This is a genomic window from Bradyrhizobium sp. AUGA SZCCT0160 (genome assembly GCF_018130105.1).
Classification (GTDB): domain Bacteria; phylum Pseudomonadota; class Alphaproteobacteria; order Rhizobiales; family Xanthobacteraceae; genus Bradyrhizobium.
This window is the reverse complement of record NZ_JAFCMD010000011.1, coordinates 85639-106567: the sequence shown is the minus strand read 5'-3', so window position 1 is coordinate 106567 and position 20929 is coordinate 85639. Positions and strand designations below refer to the sequence as shown.

Genomic DNA, 20929 nt, shown 5'->3' with positions numbered 1-20929 from the left:
CCGGACATACAAAGTTCGGGGAGGTTGCCGTGGGAACGTTCAAGGCCATCAGGATCGACAAGGCGGAAAAGGGTACCTCCGCCGCGCTAACGCAGTTCGACGAAGCCGAATTGATGGAAGGCGACGTCACCGTCCGCGTCGAATGGTCGACTCTGAACTACAAGGACGGCCTGGCTCTCACCGGCAAGGCCCCGGTGGTGCGGCGCTTCCCGATGATCGCCGGCATCGACTTCGCAGGCGTCGTCGAACAATCCACCCATCCGCAGTGGAAGGCCGGCGACAGGGTGGTCTGCAACGGCTGGGGCATGGGCGAGACCCATCTCGGCAGCTACGCCGAGAAGGCCCGCGTCAAGGGCGACTGGCTGGTGCGGCTGCCCGACAACATCTCGACCCGCGACGCGATGGCGATCGGCACCGCCGGCTACACCGCGATGCTGTCGGTGCTGGCGCTGGAGAAGCACGGCCTGACGCCCAAAAGCGGCCCCGTCGTCGTGACAGGTGCTGCGGGCGGGGTCGGTTCGGTCGCGACCGCCGTGCTGTCGAAACTCGGCTATCACGTCATCGCTTCCACGGGACGGGTGTCGGAAACCGATTATTTGAAAGGTCTCGGCGCCGCCGAGGTGATCGACCGCAACGAATTGTCAGGCCCGGCAAAGCCGCTGGCCAAGGAGCGCTGGGCCGGCGGCATCGACAGCGTCGGGTCGACCACGCTCGCCAACCTGCTCTCGATGACCAGATATGGCGGCGCTATCGCCGCCTGCGGCCTTGCGGCGGGCATGGACCTGCCCTCGTCGGTGGCGCCGTTCATTTTGCGCGGAGTGTGCCTTCTCGGCATCGATTCGGTGATGTGCCCGATCGAGCAGCGCAAGCTTGCCTGGAGCCGCCTTGCCAGCGATTTGGATCACGGCAAACTAGCTGATATTACTCATGAAATTGGCCTGGACCAAGTCATCGGCGCCGGTGCCAAAATCCTCGCGGGCGAGGTCCGCGGTCGAATCGTGGTAAAAATTCTCTAACGGCGTTCAGACTTTACCAACCATGCTGCTCCAATGTTGCCACGGTTCGTATGGTAAGCAGCGGGTAAAGAGGCCTGCATGATCCGGAAAACGGGATACCGGGTTTCCGCGGAGGTCATGTCTAGCAAGGCGGGTGCCCGCGCTCAGTAGGGTGGAGTTGCTGCATGCTTGCGCGTTTGGTGTTGGGGGCCGTCACGGCCACGTCGATGGTGGTGCCGGCGCTGGCCGGGATGATGAATGCCGATGAAGCCCGTAAGTTTGTGAGCGGCAAGGTTTTCGCCTTCACCTGTTTCGACGGCACCCGCGGCGCGGGCCGCGTGCTCGACGATCTCGGGGCGGCCGGATCCATTCAATTCAGCGGCGCGGGGCCGACCCGCCATGTGCGTCTGCCCGGCAACACGCTGCAGATCCGCGGCCAGGCGGTTTGCGCTTCCATCAAGGGTCTTCCGTTCGAGCCGTGCTTCAATCTCGACAAGCGCGATGACCGCTCCTTCCGGGGATCGGTGTCGGGCATGGGCTTCGCCTATTGCGATTTCCGTCACCAGGGCGCGCAGCAGATGTTGATGGCCCGCTCGGTGGCACGGCCGCGTTCGCTGCATGCGCCGGCGCAGACACGCTCGGCCGACGCCTCGCGCACGGAGGTCTCGGCTCGCGTCGAGACGCCGGCGGTTGAGGCCGCGAAGCTCGAGCCGGTGAAGGCGGAGCCGGCGAAGGCCGAAAGCGCGCCGGAGCTGCGCCGTTCCACCGAGTGATATCAGGCGAAATGAAGCCCAAAGTTGGGAAAGTGTGCCCGTAGTCATACGGGCTGGCGTTTTCACGTCTTGGTAGCGAGTCTAGCCCACCGTGACGGCCAATGACGGCCTGGGGGCGGCTCATACGTGAGATCAACTATGCCGCTGTATTTTTTCCGGATCAGCAACGGGCGCTACGCTGGCGCATCCGACCAGGGCTCCGAATTCGAAAGCCGCGAAGCCGCCTGGGCCGAGATGACCAAGGTGTCCGGCAACCTGCTCGGCAGCATTTCGCGCAGCATGAAGCAGAATGCCGAATGGCAGATGGAAATGCTGGACGAATCCAAGAAGCCAGTGTTCAGGATCCGCCTCGTGGCGGAATCCGTCACCTAGGAGCGTTTTCGAGCGAAGTGGATACCGGTTCGCATAGCAATCAAGTTTGCGCAGATTGCGTAGACTTATCAGCGATAGAAAACGCGTCAAAACAAGAGTCTAGAGCTTTGGTTCTGATTCAATCAGAACCAAAGCTCTAGTTTCGATCGGCAAGTTCCTCCGTTCGGTGCGCGCCCTGACCGATCAACTCCCTGTCGGCACCGCGGGCGCCGTAGCCGCCCGCCTGCGGAACAGGATCCGCTGATACAGCCAGCCGATCGCCACCAGCACCAGGCCCAGGCACATAAAGGACAGCGCACGGTAGACCCCGGTCAGCGTCGACATGTCGATCAGGAACGCTTTCAGGATCGTCAGCGCGATCACGACCGCTGACGCCAGCCGCGCGCGTTGCGAGTTGAAGAGGATGCCAATCCCGAGCATGACGACGCCGAACGCCAGATAGGCGATCGAGTAGGTGTATTGCTCGGCACCCGTGGTCGGGCCGATGGCCATGACCGGACCGTGATAGATCCTGCGGATTTCAAACGTCACATAGGCCAGCGCCAGAATCAGCGCGCCTGCGGCGATCGTGTTGGCGTATTCGACCGGACGCTGCCCCGCCACCGCATAGGACAACAGCAGCGCCAGCACCGCGGGCAGGGCATAGCCCAGCAGCAGCAGGTTGATGACGACGCCGCCGACATCGATCATCGACCATAGCATCGGGTTCTCCAGCACCAGCAGCCCGAACACGGAAGTCAGGCCTGCAAAGGCGGTGAGCAGGATTGCGCCGGCATTGTGAACGACACTTCCGGTGCGGAGGCGCAGCCGCTCCAGCCCGATCGCCATCGCCAGCGCGACACAGACCTGCAGCGCTACTTCGGCGAGGCCCGCGCTCGGGCGATAGACGTCGCCATTATTCACGGCATGGCGGATTTCCATGAACGCCAGCAGCACCGTGAACAGGATGGCAGCGGATTCAACGATGCGCAGCGGCGCATCGTCGCCGCCGCGGCGCAGGAAGATGCTGCCGGCCCAGAACGATAGCGCCGGAATGCCGTAGCCCCACAGCAGCCAGTTGAAGATCGGCGTGGTGCCGACGGCGTGGCCTACGATGCGCGGTTCGTAACCGATCCGCAGCACCACGATGGCGGCGAGGATCGCGGCCAGCGAACGCAGGAACGGGATCGGGCGCTGCATCGAGATCCAGGCGGTGCCTGCCGACATCAGCGCCAGCGCGATCGTGAGCCAGCCTTTTTCCAGCGCGAATGTCAGCGCCAGCGCCAGTGCTGCGAGCGCGCCGGTGGCAAACAGCGCGATCGAGGCCTGCAGGCCCGGACGGTCCTCGCGCTTGGTCAGGATCTCGGTCGCCGCAGCATAGGCGGCGGCAAGGATTACCGCGAGGATCGCGAAAGGGATCGAGCGGTCGAGATTCGCGATCCGGGCATAGAGCGCGACCAGCAGTGCGAGCGGCGTGAACACGGCCGTAGCCGACCAGACCACAGGGATGACGGCGCTGGCCGAGCGGCCCTGCGCCAGGAATCCCGCGACACCAAATCCGGCGGCGAAGATCGCAGCCGAGATCAGGTGCAGCGAAACAGAACCATCCGTGGCGCTCGGCCCGATGCCCGCGATCGGCCCGCCGGGCAGCACCAGCATGTCAGGGTTGGCGCGGATCGCCCATTCGGCGAACACGATGAAGACGAGACCGGCGGCGGCGCCGACCGCGCCGACCGCGGCCTCGGTGCGCCAGGCCACAAACAGGCTGCCGGCGACCAGCAGGCCGAACGCGACCATCGCGGCGTCGGCATGAGAACTGTTCAGCACGATCAGGGTCGCGCCGAACAGATAAGCCGCGAGCGAGCCGGACGAAATCGGTTCGATCTCGCCTTCTTGCGCCGAAGGCCCGAACATGAAGCCGCACACGACAAGCAATGCGGCGAGGATGAAACCGGCGATCACATGGAACACATGCGGCGCGACCATCGACGGTCCGCATTGCAGGCAGGGGAGCGTCCAGAGCACCGCGAACACGATGGTGGTGACCGCGAGCCAGCGCCACATCCGCACCCGCGCCAGGCCGAACGCGGCCGCGGTGACGATCGCGAGATAGACATAGAGCGCCCAGAAGTCCGGCTTGCCGGAGGAGACCAGGACCGGGGTGACGAAGGCTCCGGCGATGCCGAGCCCGGCCAGCGCCGGCCCGTGCAGCAGTGCCGCGGCCAGCGTGCCCATCGCCACCAGCCCAAGCAGGATGAACGCGGTGGCGGGCACCAGGAAGCCGTACAGCGCATAGGCTGCGTAGACGGTCGCAAAGGCCACGGCCGTGCCGGCGGCGGTCAGGATCGCGGGGATGTTGGCGATCGGCGTCGCTTCGATCGTGGAGATGCTCTCCTTGCGGCGGGTCCATTCGCCGGCAGCGAGCAGCGCCAGCGCGAACAGGCCGCCGAGCAGCACACGCACTCCGGGGCCGAGCAGGCCGGCCTCGATCGAATAGCGCACCATGAAGAAGCCGCCGAGCGCGAGCGTCAGGCCGCCGATCCACACCACCCAGCGGGTGCCGATGGTTTCCTCGAAACCGCGATCGGGTTGCGGCAAGGGCGGCGGCGGCGCGGCGGGCGGGCCGTCAGCCGTTTCCGCTGTCGTCTCGGTCGGCGCTTCGGTTTGCGGTCCGGCGGCGGGAGGGGTCCATTCAGCCTCCGGCGCGATCGGCGGCGGTTCGGCCACGACGCCGGGAGAGGCGGGCGCGGTGCCTTGCTCGAACATCTGGGGAAGCGGTGGCGGAACGGCCCTGGCGAGCGCTGCCGCCGCTTCCATCCTGTCCAGCCGCCTTCGCAACTCCCCGATCTCGTTCATCGCTTTGACGGCAATGATAACGGCGACAATGGCGAACAGGAACGGAAGAATTACAAACTCGTCGAGCATCAGGCCTCCAGGCGGGCACGCAGAAACGTTAACCGCCTCTATGCGGCCCGTCGCAATGCTGTGAGTGCAGTTTTGCCCGGAAAAAGTTCAAACCGCCCCCCTAGGAGGCGGCATTTTAGCACGTTATCCGAAGAAGATTATTCGAGATCCACGCGGAAGGGGCGGCCCTCGACGGTCATGCTGCCCGGGCCCATCTCATCGAGTGCCCGCAGCATCCGCCCGTCGCGCCCCAGCGCCTTGTCGGCGAGGCTGACGATCAGCCGGTTGGGCTGGGCGATCGGCGAGGCGGCGCGGATCTGCCGGGCGATCGAAATCTCGTCGCGGTGCGGATTGAGCATGCAGGCGGCGGCAAAGGCGCTGGCGGTCGAACGGCTGATGCCGGCATAGCAATGCACCACCATCGGCGCGCTGCGGTCCCAGCCGCGCACGAAGTTCAAGACCTTCTCGATATGCGCGTCCGACGGCGCCAGAAAGCCGTCCATCACCTCGGTGATGTCGTCCATCGACACGCGCAGATGGTTGGCCTCGAGCACCGAGGCCGGCCGCTGCACCTGATCGACATTGGCCATCACGGTGAGGATATGGCTGGCGCCGGTGGCCTTGACGGTTTCGGGAAGGGCGGCGAGCGAGCAGACGTGAAGCATGGCGATCCTCTTGGGGAGGTGTCCATTGCGGACCGTCCCTGGGGAGTCGCCATTATAGGCCCGGGTGGGGACCGGTCAAAGCGGGTTCCGCCGGGCGTTTTGACTTCAGAGCCGCGAAATCATCCGAAGTTGCCCGTTGAACTCTTTGTTCTGCAACGCTGCGATGCGGCAAGGCGCAAGGAGAGGCAATTTCACTCACCCATCGACCGATCGCTCTACCGGAGAACCAAATCGATCAAGCAGCGTTGAGAAAGGCACTTGCTGGGTGTCAACCGGACGCAACGGAGAATGATGGACGTGGGCATTTTTCCGGTTTCTGCCTGCGACACCAACGCATCGGTACGCGCTGACATCTAACCCGTTCCCGGCGAGTGCGCTTTTCATCAGGACAAAAAGCGCTTCCCTCACCGGAGCGAACCAGCTCGAGAGCCCATCGGCTGCTAGTGCCAACTGCCGATGAGCCCGAGCTCCTTTCGAACCGTGGCCGCGGAATTGCCGACCTTCTCCACCGCCTTCTGAAGCTCCTCTTCGGATACGCGAAGCGCCTTGGCCCAGTATTTGACCTCACACGGATCGCGCATGTTGATCTTGGACCGGTCGGGTCGTTCTTTTTTCGTAAGACCGCTCATAGCCATCCTCCACGGAATGAAACGGCGCTATGGACGCTCGGTTCCCATTGACGCGAACTATGCCGAAGAAGGGCCTCCACGGTGCAACAGCACCGCTGTCGTCCCGGCCTTGAGCCGGGACCCATAATCACAGCAAGAAGTTTTGCGGAAGGTCTTTGCTACAGAGCTTCTATTGAAAGATCACGCGGTATGGGTCCCCCGATGCGCAATTGCGCATCTGAGCTCAAGGCCGGGACGACGCGTTGATGGAGTTCGGAACGCAACGCCTACGATGCCACCGCGCCAAACCGCGCCAGAAACTGCTTCTCGGCCTTGGCTGCGGTCCATGGTGTCAGATATTCGCGCACAGTTGGTTCGGGCAGGCCGGGATCCTTGCCGAACAGGCGTTTGGCTTCGGCTTCGGCAAAGCCTGCCAGATGGGTGGCTTCGAGATAGGCCGCGCCGCGGTCGGCGGCCTTGATCGCCTGCGTGATGGCATCCGCCAGTACCGGCGGCAGGCCGAAGCGGATATGGATCGCCGCCAGCAGGCGTTTCTCCACCACCTTGTAATCACCGCCGATGACAGCCTTGAACGGCGAGATCATGTCGCCGATGACATATTCCGGCGCGTCGTGCAGCAGGGCGGCAAGCCGGAATTTGAGATCGACGCGCGGCATCTGCTCGCGCAGCACCGCTTCCACCAGCAGCGTGTGCTGCGCCACCGAAAAAATATGCGCGCCGCTGGTCTGGCCGTTCCAGCGCGCGACGCGCGCCAGGCCATGGGCGATATCGGCGACCTCGATATCGAGCGGCGAGGGGTCGAGCAGATCGAGCCGCCGTCCCGACAGCATCCGCTGCCAGGCTCGGGTCGAGACATCAGCCGATTTTCGTGTCGTCATTTGACCTTGAGGCGGGGCTTGCGATGTTGGCCGCTGCAGGTCTCGTGGCAGAAGCACGTGACCAGATGGTCGTTGACCATGCCGGTGGCCTGCATGAAGGCGTAGACGATGGTCGGGCCGACGAACTTGAATCCGCGCGCGCCGAGCTCCTTGGAAATCTTGATCGACAGCGGCGTCGATGCCGGCACGCTGGCGGTGGTCTTGAACTGGTTCACCTTCGGCTTGCCGTCGACGAAGTCCCACAAAAACTTCGAGAAGCCCGCGCCTTCTTCCATGATCTTCAGATAGCCCTTGGCGCTGTTGACGGCGCCTTCGATCTTGGCGCGGTTGCGAACGATGCCGGCATCGTTCATCAGCGTGTGGACTTTCTTCTCGTTGTAGCGCGCGATCTTCTCCGGCTGGAAATCGTCGAACGCTTTGCGAAAGTTCTCGCGCTTGCGCAGGATCGTGATCCAGGAAAGGCCGGCCTGAAAGCCGTCGAGGATCAGCTTTTCATACAGCGCGCGGTCGTCATACTCAGGCACGCCCCATTCGGTGTCGTGATAGGCCATGTAGAACGGATCTTCGCCCGGCCACGGGCAGCGGGTCTTGCCGTCGGTGTGCAGGCGTGCGGAGCGGCTCATAGGATTTTTCTCATGCGACGGTCTGCTTCGGCGGCGTGCGCACGTCGTTTGGATCGGTGAGGCGGATCGCGAGCCCGCCGGCCGACAACGTTAGGCCGGCGTCGAGCGCGTCGGCGACGCGGTCGGTCCGCAGCAGCGCGATGCCGTGGCCGCCGGCGGTCGACCCCATGGTGCCGACCGGCTTGTCGCCGGCGACAACGGGGATGCCGGCCTCGGGCGAGAAATCTTCCAGCGTGATCCGAACCGCGCGGGTGCGCGCCGTGCCGCGGTGCTGCATCCGCGACACCACTTCCTGCCCGACGTAACAGCCCTTCTCGAAATCGATGCCGTGCAGGCGGTCCATGTTGGTTTCGTGCGGAAACGCGTCGCTGTACATGAAATCGAGCCCACCGCGCGGCACGCCAATGGCGATGCGATGCACCTCATAGGCGGCTTCATCGACGAGCTCTGCGCCGATCAGATCGGCGACCTTCTGCTTGAGCTCTTCGGGAACCAGGATGCGCCAGCCGAGCGTTTCGTGGCGCGGGTCGGCAAACGAAAGATCGGGCTTCATGTCAGGTTCGCCGTCCCACACCGCAAGCACGCCGAGGCTGTCGGAGAGGTTTTCCACCGCGACCTTGGCACGCAGCTTGTAGAAGCCGAGCTTGTCGGCGAGGCCTTTTGCCAAGGGGCGCGGCACGTCGATCAGGAACCCGCCGCCATGGCCGCTGGGAGCCTCCGTGATCAGGAAATCGGCGGTGATCTTGCCCTGCGGCGTCAGCAGCGCGCCGAACCGGCCAAGGCCCGGCCGCAGCAGCGTGACGTCGGTCGTGACCAGGCCATTGAGGAAATTGCGGGCGTCCTCGCCTGAGACCTTGATTACGCCCCGGTCGGTAAGAAACGCTGCTTTCATGCGCTGAAAAGGCCTGTTTTGGAGGTTCTTCTCGAACTTCTCGTTCAAGTACTCGTTCAAGTTCCTGGGGAAACACAGGTGGCGGATATCACATGGGAAGTTAAGGCGCTAAGGTGCCGTCAACAAGCCCGAGAGGCAGCCTAAAACGGGCGTCGAGGACCGATGAATCAGCGATTTGATACCATTCTAAAATCCGGCACCGTGGTCAATCAGGACGGCGAGGCCATCCGCGACATCGGCATTTCCAATGGCCGGATCGCCGCGATCGGCGGGCTCGGGCAGGCGTCCGCCGCCGAGACGATCGACTGCAAGGGCCTGCACATCCTGCCCGGTGTGATCGACACCCAGGTGCATTTCCGCGAGCCGGGCCTGACCCAGAAGGAAGATCTGGAAACAGGATCGCGCAGTGCCGTGATGGGCGGGGTTACCGCGGTGTTCGAAATGCCGAACACCGATCCCCTGACCGTCACCGAGGCGACCTTCAGCGACAAGATCAAGCGCGCCCATCATCGCATGCATTGCGACTTTGCGTTTTTCATCGGCGGCACCCGCGACAATGTCGCCGATCTGCCGGAACTGGAACGCGCGCCGGGCTGCGCCGGCGTCAAGGTGTTCATCGGCTCGTCGACCGGCGCGCTGCTGGTCGAGGACGACGAAAGCCTGCGGCGGATCTTTGCGGTCATCAAGCGCCGCGCCGCCTTCCATGCCGAGGACGAATACCGCCTCAACGAGCGCAAGTCGCTGCGCATCGAAGGCGATCCGCGTTCGCATCCGGTGTGGCGCGACGAGACCGCGGCGCTGATGGCGACGCAGCGGCTGGTGAATATTGCACGCGAGAGCGGCAAGCGGATTCACGTGCTGCATATCTCGACCAAGCAGGAGATCGACTATCTGCGCGACCACAAGGACGTCGCGTCCTGCGAGGCGACGCCGCATCATCTCACATTGGTAGCGCCCGAATGCTACGAGCGGCTCGGCACCCACGCCCAGATGAACCCGCCGGTGCGCTCGGCCGATCACCGCGACCGCATCTGGTACGGCATCGAGCAGGGCATCATCGACGTGCTCGGCTCCGACCACGCGCCGCATACGCTGGAGGAGAAGTCAAAAACCTATCCGGCGTCGCCCTCGGGCATGACGGGGGTGCAGACGCTGGTGCCTGTCATGCTCGACCACGTCAACGCCGGGCGACTGTCGCTGGCGCGCTTCGTCGATCTGTCCAGCGCCGGTCCGGCGCGGCTCTACAACATCACGACCAAGGGCCGCATCGCCGCCGGCTATGATGCCGACTTCACCGTCGTCGATCTCAAGCGCTCTGAGACCATCACCAACAAATGGGTGGCCTCGAAGGCGGGCTGGACGCCCTATGACGGCATGCGCGTGACCGGCTGGCCCGTCGGCACCTTCGTGCGCGGCAAGCGCGTGATGTGGCAGGGCGAACTGACGGCGCCCTCGACCGGCGAGGCGGTGCGGTTTTTGGAGACGTTGAGGGTGTAGCCACACTTGTCATCACCCGCGAAGGCGGGTGACCCAGTACGCCGCGGCTTATCGATTCAATCGCTGACGTCTCTGGAATACTGGGTCGCCCGCCTTCGCGGGCGACGACAGCGGAGTGTGTGATGGCTTACTGCCGCGCCAGCGACAGCGAAAACTCGCCGTTGCGCACCCGCGCGGGAAGCCCTTCGACGAATTTCGCCACCGCGTCCTCGCCATAGGTCGAGACCAGTTCGGCCAGCGCCGTGAACAGGCTGGCCTGCGCCAGGCAGTCGCCGTCGACGCCATCGTGGCGCGCCTCGGCCCAGGCCTCATGGAGGTAGCTGAGCGCAGCCTGCTTCTGTTCGTGGTCGGGCAGCGGATCGCGGTGAAGCGAATAGGACGCAGGATGGCTCATGAAACTCGACAGACGTTGCGCGCGTTCCCCAGCGGAGCGCATCTGATCGCCAAGCTGTAGCATGCGCCGCAGGGCCTGCTAGGCCACATCTTTAAGAAAGGTTAACGCCGCTCCCGGCATTTGACGGGCTCGCGGGTTCCGCAGAAAAATCCCGGGAAATGCAGTCGAGTATGGCCTGCGGCGTGGCGCAGACATGCCGCGCGCCGGCTCCGATCAGTTCGTCCCTGCTGCCATAGCCGTAGAGCACGCCGATCGCCTGCATGCCGTTGTTCCTGGCGCCGATCATGTCGTGGCTGCGGTCGCCGATCATCAGCGTCTTGGCCGGATCGACCGAAGCAGTCTTCAGCGCGTATTCCAGGAGATCGGACTTGTCGACACGGGTGCCGTCGAGTTCGGAGCCGAACACATGCTCGAAATGATGCCGCAGCCCGAAATGCTCGACGATGCGCGTCGCGAACACATGCGGCTTGCTGGTGGCGACAAACAACCGGTGGCCGGACTGGCGGAGCTTCGTCAGCACTTCGCTGATCCCGTCATACACGCCGTTCTCGAACAGCCCGACGTCGGAAAACCGCTCGCGGTACAGCGACACGGCGCGGTCGGCGGAATCTTCCGCGCCCAGCAGTCTGACAAAACTGGCGCGCAGCGGCGGGCCGATGCACCAGGTCAGTTCGTCCTCGGTCGGGACGCTGTGATGGTCGAGCTTTTGCAGCGCATACTGGATCGAACGGGTGATGCCGGGTTTTGGATCGGTCAGCGTGCCGTCGAGATCGAAATAGATTGCGTCGAGGGGCAGGTCAGTTCGCATAGCGGGCAGTCAGGTCGCGCGAGATTTTCGAGCCTTCCTCGATGTAGCGGCGGATCGCGATCGAGGCGGCGGGCGTGCAGGTACGATAGGTCTGCTGAAAGCCGTTATAGCCGCGGTTGAAGCCGGCGATCATGCGCGCGCGGCGTTCGCCCGAAGGCGTTTCGGCGTCGACCAGCGCCTGCATTTCGTTGCGCCATTTCGCGCCTTCATTGTTGCCGCAGATGCCACGCAAATAGTGCAGCGTGCCGAGGATTTCGGCCAGCCGCTGCAAATCGCGGTCGAACGGCGCGGCGCCATCCTGGGCCCGCGCGGGCGCCAGCTGGCAGGCCGAGATGAGGATGAGGACGGCGAAAAAGTGCTTGCGCATTTGGGGGTCCAGAACCCGCCCGATATGCCCCCTCAATGCGCCGGTGGCAAGGCGGGGAACATAGCGTTTTCGAGCGAAGTGGGTGCCGGTTCGCGTCAAAAAAACGCGTCGAAACAAGGAGCCGAGACAATTCGGGCCTAAATGAGCTTCCGTGCCGCTGCGATGACCTCCAGGAGGCCGCCGGTGACCTTGAGATCGCCGAGCGCATCGGGGTCGAACCATCCAAAGTCATCGTGCTCGTCGTTCAGGACCGGCTCCCGGGCGGTCCAGCGTGCCGCGAATGACATGATCAAATAATGCCCGCCGCCGCCGGTTCCCGGCAGCACTTCGCGCCAGCCGGCCAGCTCCAAAATCTCGATTCGCAAGCCCGTTTCCTCGTCGACCTCGCGATGCAGCGCCGTATGCAGCGATTCGCCGAATTCGACCCGGCCGCCGGGGAACGAATAGAAGCCCTTGCCCGGCGAGCGCGAGCGCCGGACCAGCAGAACCTTGCCGTCGCGAAAGATCGCGCCGCTGACGGCGAGTTGCGGGCGGATGGGTGGCGGGGAGGAGTCCAAGGCGTGATCCGGAAAATTGGTGGACGGTTTCGGGCCGGATCATGCCCGATCGATGCGCGGAGGTCTAATGCACTGCCGTCAGGTCGAGTCTTAGTTCGACATGATGGTTTCGACGTCGGCCTCGGTGGCGCCATTGATGATGCCGCCAGCCTGCGCCACCAGCGGCTTGACCCAGCCGGTGGCCTGCTCGGCGAGCGTGGCGCGGGTCTTGTCCTGGCGGGCTTCGCGCATCGCCGAGCCTACCGCGGTCAGGATCGAGGTCATGGTGTTGGCGACCTTGTCGAACTCGGTGCGAATCTTGGGGTCGGCCAGCTCATAGGCCTCGATCGCGAGATCGCGCGCCTTGAAATTGGAAGCCCAGAAATGCTCGGCGTAGGACAGCGGACTCCAGGTCAGAAAGTCCTCGGCGCATTCCGGCATATCCGGAACCATCTCGAGCAACATGATGGCTTCGTTGAAATGATTCAGATAGTCGGTGGCCAGCCCGGTGCGGGGATTGATGTTGGCGGCGCGCAGAAGCGCGGCGCGGGCCTCATCGATGGGGCCCGTGCGTGGCGGCGGTGTCGGGCGATCGGGTCGCGCTTCTGTGGCGGCCGGTAAGCTCATCTGTTCCAGTGTTAACAACTGGGGTTAAAAGGGATTAAACGTACCCCCATTCGGGTTAGATTATGTGCGGACGTTTCGTAATTACCTCGCCGCCGGCGGCACTTAGGCAGATTTTCGGCTACGTTGAGCAGCCCAATTTCCCGCCGCGGTACAATATTGCTCCGACCCAGCCGATTCCGGTGGTGATGCTGGAGAATGGCGGCCGGCATTTCCGGCTGATGCGCTGGGGCCTGGTGCCGGCCTGGGTCAAGGACCCACGCAAGTTCTCGCTGCTGATCAACGCCCGCTCCGAGACGGTGCGGGAAAAGCCCGCCTTCAAGAACGCCATCAAGCGGCGGCGCTGCCTGATCCCGGCCGACGGCTATTACGAATGGCAGGATTCGAGCGGCCGCAAACGGCCGTTCTTCATTCACCGCCGCGATGGCAAGCCTGTCGGCTTTGCCGCATTGGCCGAGACCTGGATGGGGCCGAATGGCGAGGAGGTCGACAGCGTTGCGATCGTCACCGCGCCGGCCAGCCGCGATCTGGCGGCGCTGCATCACCGCGTCCCCGTGACGATCGCGCCCGATGAATTCGAACGCTGGCTCGACGGTCGGGCCTTTGACGCCGACGACGTCATGGCGTTGTTGACCGGCCCCGCGGAAGGAGAATTCGCCTGGCACGAGATTTCGACGCGGGTCAATCGCGTCGCCAATGACGACGCACAATTGCTGCTGCCGATCACGGAAGAAGAGCGTGCGGCGGAGGCGCCGAAGCCGAAGGCTGTGCGCAAGGCGGCGGCGGTGGCGGAGGAGGATGAAGGGCAGGGGAGTTTGTTCTAACTCCGCGTCGTCCCGGCCTTGAGCCGGGACCCATACGCCGTGCTCTATCGGCAAGAGCAAAGGTGTTAGAGACCTCTAAAGTAACGAACGCCGCGGAGTATGGGTCCCGGCGCAAGGCCGGGACGACAGCTACTCCGGAGCGACAACTCACCTGAAAATATTCAGTGCCGCATATTGCAACAGCATGATCGTCTTGGCATCCGCGATGCGGCCATCGGCGATCATCGCGAGTGCCTGATCAATCGGCAATTCCAGCACCTCGATGTCCTCGCCCTCGTCGGCGAGACCGCCGCCACTGCCGATCCGCATCGAGGCTTCATATTCGGCGACAAAGAAGTGCAGTTTCTCCGTCACCGCGCCCGGGCTCATGAAGGCCTCGAACACTTTCTTGACGTCGTGGAGGCGATAGCCGGTTTCCTCTTCGGCCTCGGCGCGGATTCGTTCCTCCGGAGATGCATCGTCGAGCATGCCGGCGGCGGCTTCGACCAGGAGGTCGTCATGGCCGTTGACATAGGCCGCCAAACGGAACTGCCGCACCAGGACCACGGTGCGCAAGGCAACATTATACGGCAGCAAGGCCGCGGCGTTGCCGCGATCATAGACTTCGCGGGTTTGCGTCTGCCATTCGCCGTTGCCGCGGCGGTAGTCGAGCGTGATGCTCTTCAACAGGTACCGGGCATGGGAGAGGACACGCTCGTCTTTGATGCGGATGCGGTCGGAGATGGTCATGGCATTCCTTGATCAAGGCGTAGGCGCGCGGCCGTCGAGCCACTTGGCGAAAACGATCGTCTGTGCCTCGGCATAGCCGATCGACTGGTAGAATGCGCCGGCCTGGGCGTTTTCGCGCCGGACCATCAATTGCACCTTGGCCATGCCGGCCGCGCGCAGCCAATCTTCAGCCGCGTTCATGATGACGCGGCCATAGCCGCGGCCGCGGCGTTCCGGATCGGTCGCGACATAATAGACCCAGCCGCGATGGCCGTCATGGCCGGCCATGGCGGTCGCCACAATGGCGCCGCCGTCGCGGCCGATCAGCACGGTCGAATTCGGCCCGCGCCGCGCCAGCGCGATGTCGGATGCCGGATCGTTCCACGGCCGCGTCAGTCCGCACGCCTGCCACAGCGCGACGACGGCGGGAATGTCGGCGTCCGCGATCGGCGCGATGGCGAGTGGCGGAAGCGGCTTAGGCGCTGATGCGTTCACAGAACCTTGCCGGGGTTCATGATGCCGAGTGGATCGAGCAACGCCTTGATGCTCCGCATCAGTTCGATCGCGACCTTGTCTTTGACGTCAGGCAGTTCGTCGCGCTTGAGCACGCCGATTCCGTGCTCGGCGGAAATCGATCCGCCCATCCGCAGCACGATCGCGAACACGACCTCGTTGACCTCGTGCCAGCGCGCCAGGAAGTCCGCAGTGTTGCCGCCGACCGGCTGGCTGACATTGTAATGGATGTTGCCGTCGCCGAGATGGCCGAACGGCACCGGCCGCGAGCCCGGGATCAACTTCACCACGGCCGCGTTGGCCTCGGCAATGAAATCGGGCACGGCGGCGACCGGCACGGAGATGTCGTGCTTGATCGAGCCGCCTTCCGGCTTCTGCGCCGCCGACATCTCGTCGCGCAGCTTCCAGAACGCGGAGCGCTGGCTGAGGTTCGCCGCGATCACGGCGTCATCGACGATGCCTTCTTCCATGCCCTTGGCCAGGATCGATTCCAGTGCGTCGCGGGCATCATCGCGTGAGGACGACAACTCCATCAGCACGTACCAGGGATGCTTGCTCTCGAGGGGATCCCGAATGTCGATGCCGTGACGGATGCTGAAATCCACCGCGATATCGGCCAGCAATTCGAAGCTGGTCAGGCTGCCGGCTGCCTCGTTCTGCGAGATCGAGAGCAGCTTCAGCGCCTGCGCCGGCGATTGCAGGCCGACATAGGCGGTCTCGATCGCACGCGGGTTTGGGAACAGTTTTAGCGTCGCCGCCGTGATGATGCCGAGCGTGCCTTCGGCGCCGATGAAGAGATTGCGCAGATCGTAGCCGGTATTGTCCTTTTTCAGCTTCGACAGCGAGTTCAGGATCCGCCCGTCGGCCAAGACCACTTCCAGGCCGAGCGCCATCTCGCGCGCCACGCCGTAGGCGAGCGCGGCCGTGCCGCCCGCGTTGGTCGAGAGATTGCCGCCGATGGTGCAGCTTCCTTCGGCGCCGAGCGACAGCGGAAACAGCCGGTCGACGTCGCGGGCGCGCTGCTGGGCGACCTGCAGCACCACCCCGGCCTCGCAGGTCATGGTGTTGGAGGCGGCATCGACCTCGCGGATTTTATCGAGCCGCCGCAGCGAGACGACGACCTCGCCATTATGCGGCGTCTGGCCGCCGACCAGCCCGGTATTGCCGCCCTGCGGAACCAGCGCGATTTTATGCGCGGTGGCGAGTTTACAGATTTCGGAGACTTCCGCTGTTGATCCCGGCCGCAACACCAGCGGCGAGCGCCCATGAAACAGATCGCGCTCCTCGGTGACGTAGGGCGCGATATCGGCAGCATCCGTCACCGCATATTTGTCGCCGACGATCGCGCGGAATTTCGCGATCAGTTCGGGCGGAAACTGTGGCGCGGCAGGCTGCACGATATTCATGGTCTGGTCTTTCACTCCCGTCCGATTCACTCCCGCCCGACTGCGGCGCGGCGCAGCCGGTCGTTGATGGCCTCGCCCAGTCCGTCGTTGGGAATGGGCATCACGGCGATGGTTTGCGCAGCCTTGCTGTCGAGCGCGCGAAGAAAGCCGAACAGATTGGCGGCGGCCTCGCTGAGGTCGCCGCGCAGGGACAGATTCATCACCGCGGCGGCGGCGTCAATTCCCGAAACTGCATCGCTGCCGAACGCCAGCAGCGCTTCGCCGGGCTCGATCTGAATTGCACCGAGCCGCACACGTGTTCTCGGAGCATAATGGGACGCCAGCATGCCCGGCGCCAGCGGCTGGGCGCTGTCGCTCTCGGCGTCCGCAGGCGGTTGCTTCAGCGCGCGGCCCAGCACGCGCTCGATGTCGGCGCGCGGCAGGCCGCCCGGCCGCAGCAGCATCGGTTCGTCGAAAATCCCGACAATGGTCGATTCGACGCCGACCGCGACCGCGCCGCCATCGACGATCAGGTCAATCCGCCCCTCCAGGTCGCTTTGCACATGGGCCGCCGTCGTCGGCGAGACGTGCCCGGACAGATTGGCCGACGGCGCCACCACCGGCCGGCCGAACACGCGCAGGATGTCGCGCGCCACCGGGTGCGCCGGGATCCGGATCGCGACCGTGTCGAGGCCGGCAGTGGCGAGGTCGGCGACCGCGCAATGCTCCGTTTTGGGCAGCACCAGCGTCAGCGGACCCGGCCAGAACGCTTCGGCCAGCCGCAGGGCGGCCGCGTCAAAGCGACCGTTCTCGCGCGCCGCGGCGAGATCGTCGACATGGGCGATCAGCGGATTGAAGGCCGGCCGGCCCTTGGCCTGGTATAGCCGGGCGATTGCAGCCGCATTGGTGGCATCCGCTCCCAGCCCATAAACCGTCTCGGTCGGGAAGGCGACCAGCCCGCCTTCACGCAAACAATGCGCGGCAGAGGCCACCGCGGCCTCATTGGCGGGCAAAACCGACGTTTTCGGGCTTGTATTCACAGGGATTAATTCCTCAAATCGGTGCCTTGCGGTGACCGAAACCGGCAGCTATAAGCCGCGTTCTTAGTCGGAGTGTGGCTCAGCCCGGTAGAGCACTGCGTTCGGGACGCAGGGGTCGCAGGTTCGAATCCTGCCACTCCGACCATTAAATCAACGGCTTGCGCGACCTTCTCGCGGCTTCTTATTGACCAAAAATCCCGGTTTTGCACGCAAAATGCACGCAGCATTTTCGGGGCGCACGAGACGGTCTTCATCACCCGCCCGATGGTGCAGGAGAAGGTCGTCAGGAGCCCATTGAGTCCGGGCACCCACGCGACGTTCTCCGAGCGTATGGCGAATCAACGTTGCGTTGATGCGGTCCTCGAGACCGGCGCTCTTCACCAAGATGCGGTCATCATCAATGATGAAGCCGTCATCGCATCCCCCACCCGGTGTTACTTCCTTGACGGCCGCTGTCCAGCGCTACGCTTGGGCTTTCGCAAACGCCGCGAAGGGTTCGGTCGTGTCACCCAGCGGCTCGAAACCGAAGTCCGGGATTTTGGCCTGCACGTCCCTTAAGCGAAGCGTACGATGCGGCTGATCTCGATCGCGAGCTTATCGATGATGCATCGGTGCCTGACACGCTGATGGGCCGTTGTTGCCGGCCGATCGCCGTGATGAATTCGAAACAGGGAGATGAAAATGCAGGAACCGGAAAGACGCGAAATCGGCCGCATCTATTTTCCTTCATCTCCCAGCGAGTTCATAACTGCATTCGCTCATTTCCATCGGGCCGAGATTGCCCGCATGGCCGGATGGCGAGATCGCATCGACCGGACCACCAATTGGGCCATTACGCTAGTCGCCGCGATGCTCTCGGTCTCGCTTTCGACGTCGAATGCGCACCACAGCGTGCTGATGTTTGCGATGGTGCTGGCATTCTTCCTGCTGATGATTGAGTCGCGGCGCTATCGCTTCTTCGACGTCTATCGGTCTCGCGTGCGCCGGCTGGAGCGCAATTACTACGCCAAACTGTTTGATCCCGGCGTGAAAGCGGAGGAGGACTGGCAGCGCATCATGGCTGCCGATCTCCTGGCGCCGACATTCGCGATGTCGATGGCAGAGGCCGTGTCGCGAAGGTTGCGACGCAACTACATCTGGATATTCCTGATCCTGCTGGGCGCATGGGCGCTCAAAGTGACCTTTCCCTCCTTCAGCGGCGAGGTCCCGCCGGCTCTCACCTTCCACGATTGGGTAAGGAATGCCGGCGTGGGTCCGGTTTCCGGCTGGATCATATCGGCGGTCATGCTGGCTTTTTACGGCTGGATCGTCATCGCTGCATTGAGGACTGGTGGCCGCCAGGGCGAACTCGCGCATGGCGATGCTCACGTGTGAGGCGTGCAGGCATGTCTTTCGATCCTGGAGGTGGGGCTGCAAGCAACGAATCGATGTCAGCAGATTTTTTCTGCACGACCTTCGCGCAGCGACGGGATCGAATGGTGTTCGCCGTGGTGTGATTGAATCATCGCGATCCATGGCGGGCGTTCGATCCCCGGCCTTTTGCTTGCGGAGGTTCGAGAACGACCTGCTTCAGATCGCTGCCGCCGCTCACCACGACGATGACGAAATTGAGTTTCCCGTTGTCGTCCATCAGGCTTCCGCCAATGGCTCGTCCCGACGCTACTTGTTCCGCGATGATGACGGCGTCCGACAGCTCTTGCCGGACGGTCCGCAATGCCATGACGTTGTTCCGGTCATCCGGATTGAGGTCCTTCAGGTGTGACACTGTTTCCGCGCCGATCGTGTCCCCGGTTTTTGCATCGATCGCATGTTCCCAGAGACGGTTATCCTGGACCGTCTTGACACGATAAACCGGGGAGCCCGAGGCGCCATCGAAGCTGATATCCGCGGTTCTCGAACCGGCGTGCCGCTTTTCAGCGATTCCCATCGCCTGGCGCAGCGATAGCTGTGCCGCACGGAATGCCTCGAGCTCGCGGTTCACCGCCTCCTGGTGAATGCGCTCGCCCTCCGCGCCTTCCTCCTGAGCGGCCTGCGTGGCCGATAACGGGGGTATCGCATATGGCGGAACAAGCGCGAGGAGGGAGAGAAGGATGACCGCAAATCGTTGCTTGTTTGACATCGGCTGCTTTCGTTGTTCGCACGTGCAGGGGGTAAAAGTCGGGGCTGACATCAATTGCCGCTGGCGAGTTGCCGCCTGATTGATACGCCGGACATCGGCGCAGGTTCCAATTCGTCGGGCGGCGGGGAGACCGACCAGAGACGGTTGCCGCGCGCCCTGTCGTAACCGTACTGGAACAGCGCGCGCATATAGGCGGTGTCGAAGCCGGAGGTCGGCGAAGCCGGCTGATCGCCCTCGATGTAAGTCAGGTTGAATCCGAACTTGTTGCGGCGGGCGAAGATATAGGTGCTGTACAGAATCGAGCGGGTCTGGATTTTCGTCATCGTCGACGACGACCGCGCGGCGATTTCGACGGTGGCATTGCGAACCAGCTTGAATTCACGCTCTACCTTGTTGTTGATCAGGATGTAGAGCTGCAGATTGTCCAGCTTGCCCGGCTTGGCATCGTGCAGCAGGTAGGCCTCCGGCAGCGTCAGGACAGGCGCGGTCACGCCGCCGTCGACATGCATCTCCTCGAAACGCTTGCCGTTGGCTTCCGCGGTTACCAGCATCGGCGGAAACACCACGGGCAGGCTGGCCGATGCGGCGACGACGTCCCGGAACAGGTTCAGCGCCGCGGGCGTGCGGAGCGAGGCGATGCGCCCCATGTCCCAGATCGCGGTGCGCTGCGAATCGAGATTGGTCGTGACGACGAGCAGCCGCCGGCCCTTGGCATGTTCGGCTGCGACCGCCGCGACGAAATCGGCATCGATATATTTGGCCACCAGTTCGCGCAGCCGGGCGTTGCCGAACAGGCCCGCCCCGAAGATGGCATTGAACGGGTTCGGTGCGTCGAGAAGGCTCTCGGCGATGCCGCTGGTGTAGAGCTCACGCAAGGTCGCGTCATAGCCGGGACCGAGGAACGCGAATGGGGCGATGAGCGCGCCGGTGCTGACACCAGACACGATCGAGAACGCGGGACGCCTGCCGGTGTCGGTCCAGCCGATCAGCACACCGGCGCCATAGGCACCGTCGGCCCCGCCACCGGATAACGCAAGATAGGTGCGCGGTCCGCGCAGCACGGCTGGTGCGGGATATTGCCGGAATGTGGCGGCGGGCTCGTCGGCGTAGCGGCGCAGATCCGTCAGACCGAGCACGCGCGCGGAGGATGCCTCCGCAACGCTGTGCGGCGTCCTCGGCAGCGACGAACATCCGGCGGTGATAAGGCTGAGCGCTGAAACCATGGCCAAGGCTACGGGTGTCCGAAGACCGATGCAGTTCATGACATTTCCGGATTGGAAGGGAGCGCTCAGGGGCAACCCGCGGGGCATCGCGAGTCGCTTCGCCATTCGGGCCATCGGGATGCCGCGACCATTCGCTCCGTCAGGCGCCCGCGATTGCTGGACCGCCGCGGCTCCCGCCTGG

General features: G+C 63.9%; 23 protein-coding genes and 1 tRNA gene. 7 read left to right on the top strand and 17 right to left on the bottom strand.

Annotated features, from left to right (window positions below; genetic code table 11):
- Positions 1-29: 29 nt before the first annotated feature.
- The 3 genes from JQ558_RS18990 to JQ558_RS18980 all read left to right on the top strand — a co-directional run bounded on the left by JQ558_RS18990 (position 30) and on the right by JQ558_RS18980 (position 2140).
- The gene (locus JQ558_RS18990) at positions 30-1016 is read left to right on the top strand and encodes an MDR family oxidoreductase (protein ID WP_212294541.1); all 987 of its coding nucleotides are present in this window, start codon (positions 30-32) and stop codon (positions 1014-1016) included.
- A gap of 164 nt (positions 1017-1180) precedes the next feature.
- Positions 1181-1768, top strand: a complete 588-nt coding sequence (locus JQ558_RS18985; protein WP_212210968.1) for a hypothetical protein — start codon at positions 1181-1183, stop codon at positions 1766-1768.
- Positions 1769-1906: 138 nt separating this feature from the next.
- Entirely contained in the window at positions 1907-2140 is a 234-nt protein-coding gene (locus JQ558_RS18980; protein ID WP_212294540.1) for a DUF6894 family protein, read from the top strand.
- A gap of 183 nt (positions 2141-2323) precedes the next feature.
- Here JQ558_RS18980 and JQ558_RS18975 read toward each other — a convergent pair whose 3' ends face one another.
- The 6 genes from JQ558_RS18975 to JQ558_RS18950 all read right to left on the bottom strand — a co-directional run bounded on the left by JQ558_RS18975 (position 2324) and on the right by JQ558_RS18950 (position 8710).
- Complete coding sequence (locus JQ558_RS18975; RefSeq protein WP_212294539.1) at positions 2324-5044, bottom strand: DUF2339 domain-containing protein; 2721 nt, start codon at positions 5042-5044, stop codon at positions 2324-2326.
- A 137-nt stretch (positions 5045-5181) separates the two neighbouring features.
- Positions 5182-5688 (bottom strand): tyrosine phosphatase family protein, encoded by a 507-nt coding sequence (locus JQ558_RS18970; RefSeq protein ID WP_212210962.1) that lies wholly within the window; start codon positions 5686-5688, stop codon positions 5182-5184.
- A gap of 440 nt (positions 5689-6128) precedes the next feature.
- Positions 6129-6317, bottom strand: a complete 189-nt coding sequence (locus tag JQ558_RS18965; protein WP_212294538.1) for a DUF3606 domain-containing protein — start codon at positions 6315-6317, stop codon at positions 6129-6131.
- Between the two features lie 266 nt (positions 6318-6583).
- On the bottom strand, positions 6584-7195 hold the full coding sequence (locus JQ558_RS18960) for an HD family hydrolase (protein ID WP_212294537.1): 612 nt from the start codon (positions 7193-7195) through the stop codon (positions 6584-6586).
- Positions 7192-7818, bottom strand: a complete 627-nt coding sequence (locus tag JQ558_RS18955; RefSeq protein ID WP_212210958.1) for a DNA-3-methyladenine glycosylase I — start codon at positions 7816-7818, stop codon at positions 7192-7194. The genes JQ558_RS18960 and JQ558_RS18955 overlap by 4 nt, the downstream gene beginning before the upstream one ends.
- A gap of 10 nt (positions 7819-7828) precedes the next feature.
- A complete protein-coding gene (locus JQ558_RS18950; RefSeq protein ID WP_212294536.1) occupies positions 7829-8710 on the bottom strand; it encodes a folate-binding protein YgfZ in 882 nt (293 codons plus the stop codon).
- A gap of 162 nt (positions 8711-8872) precedes the next feature.
- Between JQ558_RS18950 and JQ558_RS18945 the strand changes: the two genes are divergently transcribed.
- On the top strand, positions 8873-10207 hold the full coding sequence (locus JQ558_RS18945) for a dihydroorotase (RefSeq protein WP_212294535.1): 1335 nt from the start codon (positions 8873-8875) through the stop codon (positions 10205-10207).
- Between the two features lie 127 nt (positions 10208-10334).
- On the opposite strand, the gene JQ558_RS18940 is transcribed toward JQ558_RS18945, so the two are convergent.
- From JQ558_RS18940 to JQ558_RS18920, 5 genes are all read right to left on the bottom strand, one after another.
- The gene (locus JQ558_RS18940; RefSeq protein ID WP_192735255.1) at positions 10335-10601 is read right to left on the bottom strand and encodes a hypothetical protein; all 267 of its coding nucleotides are present in this window, start codon (positions 10599-10601) and stop codon (positions 10335-10337) included.
- A 91-nt stretch (positions 10602-10692) separates the two neighbouring features.
- Positions 10693-11409, bottom strand: coding sequence for an HAD family hydrolase (locus tag JQ558_RS18935; RefSeq protein ID WP_212294534.1), 717 nt, complete (start codon positions 11407-11409; stop codon positions 10693-10695).
- Positions 11399-11776, bottom strand: a complete 378-nt coding sequence (locus JQ558_RS18930) for a TIGR02301 family protein (RefSeq protein ID WP_212210950.1) — start codon at positions 11774-11776, stop codon at positions 11399-11401. The genes JQ558_RS18935 and JQ558_RS18930 overlap by 11 nt, the downstream gene beginning before the upstream one ends.
- 137 nt (positions 11777-11913) lie before the next feature.
- Positions 11914-12333, bottom strand: coding sequence for an NUDIX hydrolase (locus tag JQ558_RS18925; protein ID WP_212210948.1), 420 nt, complete (start codon positions 12331-12333; stop codon positions 11914-11916).
- A 90-nt stretch (positions 12334-12423) separates the two neighbouring features.
- Positions 12424-12939 (bottom strand): hypothetical protein, encoded by a 516-nt coding sequence (locus JQ558_RS18920; protein WP_249119608.1) that lies wholly within the window; start codon positions 12937-12939, stop codon positions 12424-12426.
- A 62-nt stretch (positions 12940-13001) separates the two neighbouring features.
- On the opposite strand from JQ558_RS18920, the gene JQ558_RS18915 reads away from it, so the two are divergent.
- Positions 13002-13760: an SOS response-associated peptidase gene (locus JQ558_RS18915; protein WP_212294533.1), complete on the top strand. Its 759-nt coding sequence runs from the start codon at positions 13002-13004 to the stop codon at positions 13758-13760.
- A gap of 147 nt (positions 13761-13907) precedes the next feature.
- Here the strand turns inward: JQ558_RS18915 and JQ558_RS18910 are convergent, their stop codons facing one another.
- Genes JQ558_RS18910 through JQ558_RS18895 form a run of 4 tightly spaced genes read right to left on the bottom strand, consistent with a single transcriptional unit; the run spans position 13908 to position 17412 of the window.
- Positions 13908-14489, bottom strand: a complete 582-nt coding sequence (locus JQ558_RS18910) for an NUDIX domain-containing protein (RefSeq protein ID WP_212294532.1) — start codon at positions 14487-14489, stop codon at positions 13908-13910.
- Between the two features lie 12 nt (positions 14490-14501).
- A complete protein-coding gene (locus tag JQ558_RS18905) occupies positions 14502-14963 on the bottom strand; it encodes a GNAT family acetyltransferase (protein WP_212294531.1) in 462 nt (153 codons plus the stop codon).
- The gene (locus tag JQ558_RS18900) at positions 14960-16387 is read right to left on the bottom strand and encodes an FAD-binding oxidoreductase (RefSeq protein WP_212294610.1); all 1428 of its coding nucleotides are present in this window, start codon (positions 16385-16387) and stop codon (positions 14960-14962) included. Before JQ558_RS18900 ends, JQ558_RS18905 begins: the two co-directional genes overlap by 4 nt.
- A gap of 26 nt (positions 16388-16413) precedes the next feature.
- The gene (locus JQ558_RS18895; RefSeq protein WP_409410545.1) at positions 16414-17412 is read right to left on the bottom strand and encodes an L-threonylcarbamoyladenylate synthase; all 999 of its coding nucleotides are present in this window, start codon (positions 17410-17412) and stop codon (positions 16414-16416) included.
- Between the two features lie 62 nt (positions 17413-17474).
- Between JQ558_RS18895 and JQ558_RS18890 the strand changes: the two genes are divergently transcribed.
- Together JQ558_RS18890 and JQ558_RS18885 are read left to right on the top strand one after the other, a co-directional pair.
- A tRNA-Pro gene (locus JQ558_RS18890) sits at positions 17475-17551 on the top strand.
- 530 nt (positions 17552-18081) lie between these two features.
- Positions 18082-18780, top strand: a complete 699-nt coding sequence (locus tag JQ558_RS18885; RefSeq protein WP_312015005.1) for a DUF2270 domain-containing protein — start codon at positions 18082-18084, stop codon at positions 18778-18780.
- 127 nt (positions 18781-18907) lie between these two features.
- Here the strand turns inward: JQ558_RS18885 and JQ558_RS18880 are convergent, their stop codons facing one another.
- Both JQ558_RS18880 and JQ558_RS18875 read right to left on the bottom strand, forming a co-directional pair.
- Positions 18908-19525 (bottom strand): PepSY domain-containing protein, encoded by a 618-nt coding sequence (locus JQ558_RS18880; protein ID WP_212294528.1) that lies wholly within the window; start codon positions 19523-19525, stop codon positions 18908-18910.
- Positions 19526-19575: 50 nt separating this feature from the next.
- A complete protein-coding gene (locus JQ558_RS18875; RefSeq protein WP_249142541.1) occupies positions 19576-20748 on the bottom strand; it encodes a patatin-like phospholipase family protein in 1173 nt (390 codons plus the stop codon).
- Between the last annotated feature and the right edge of the window lie 181 nt (positions 20749-20929).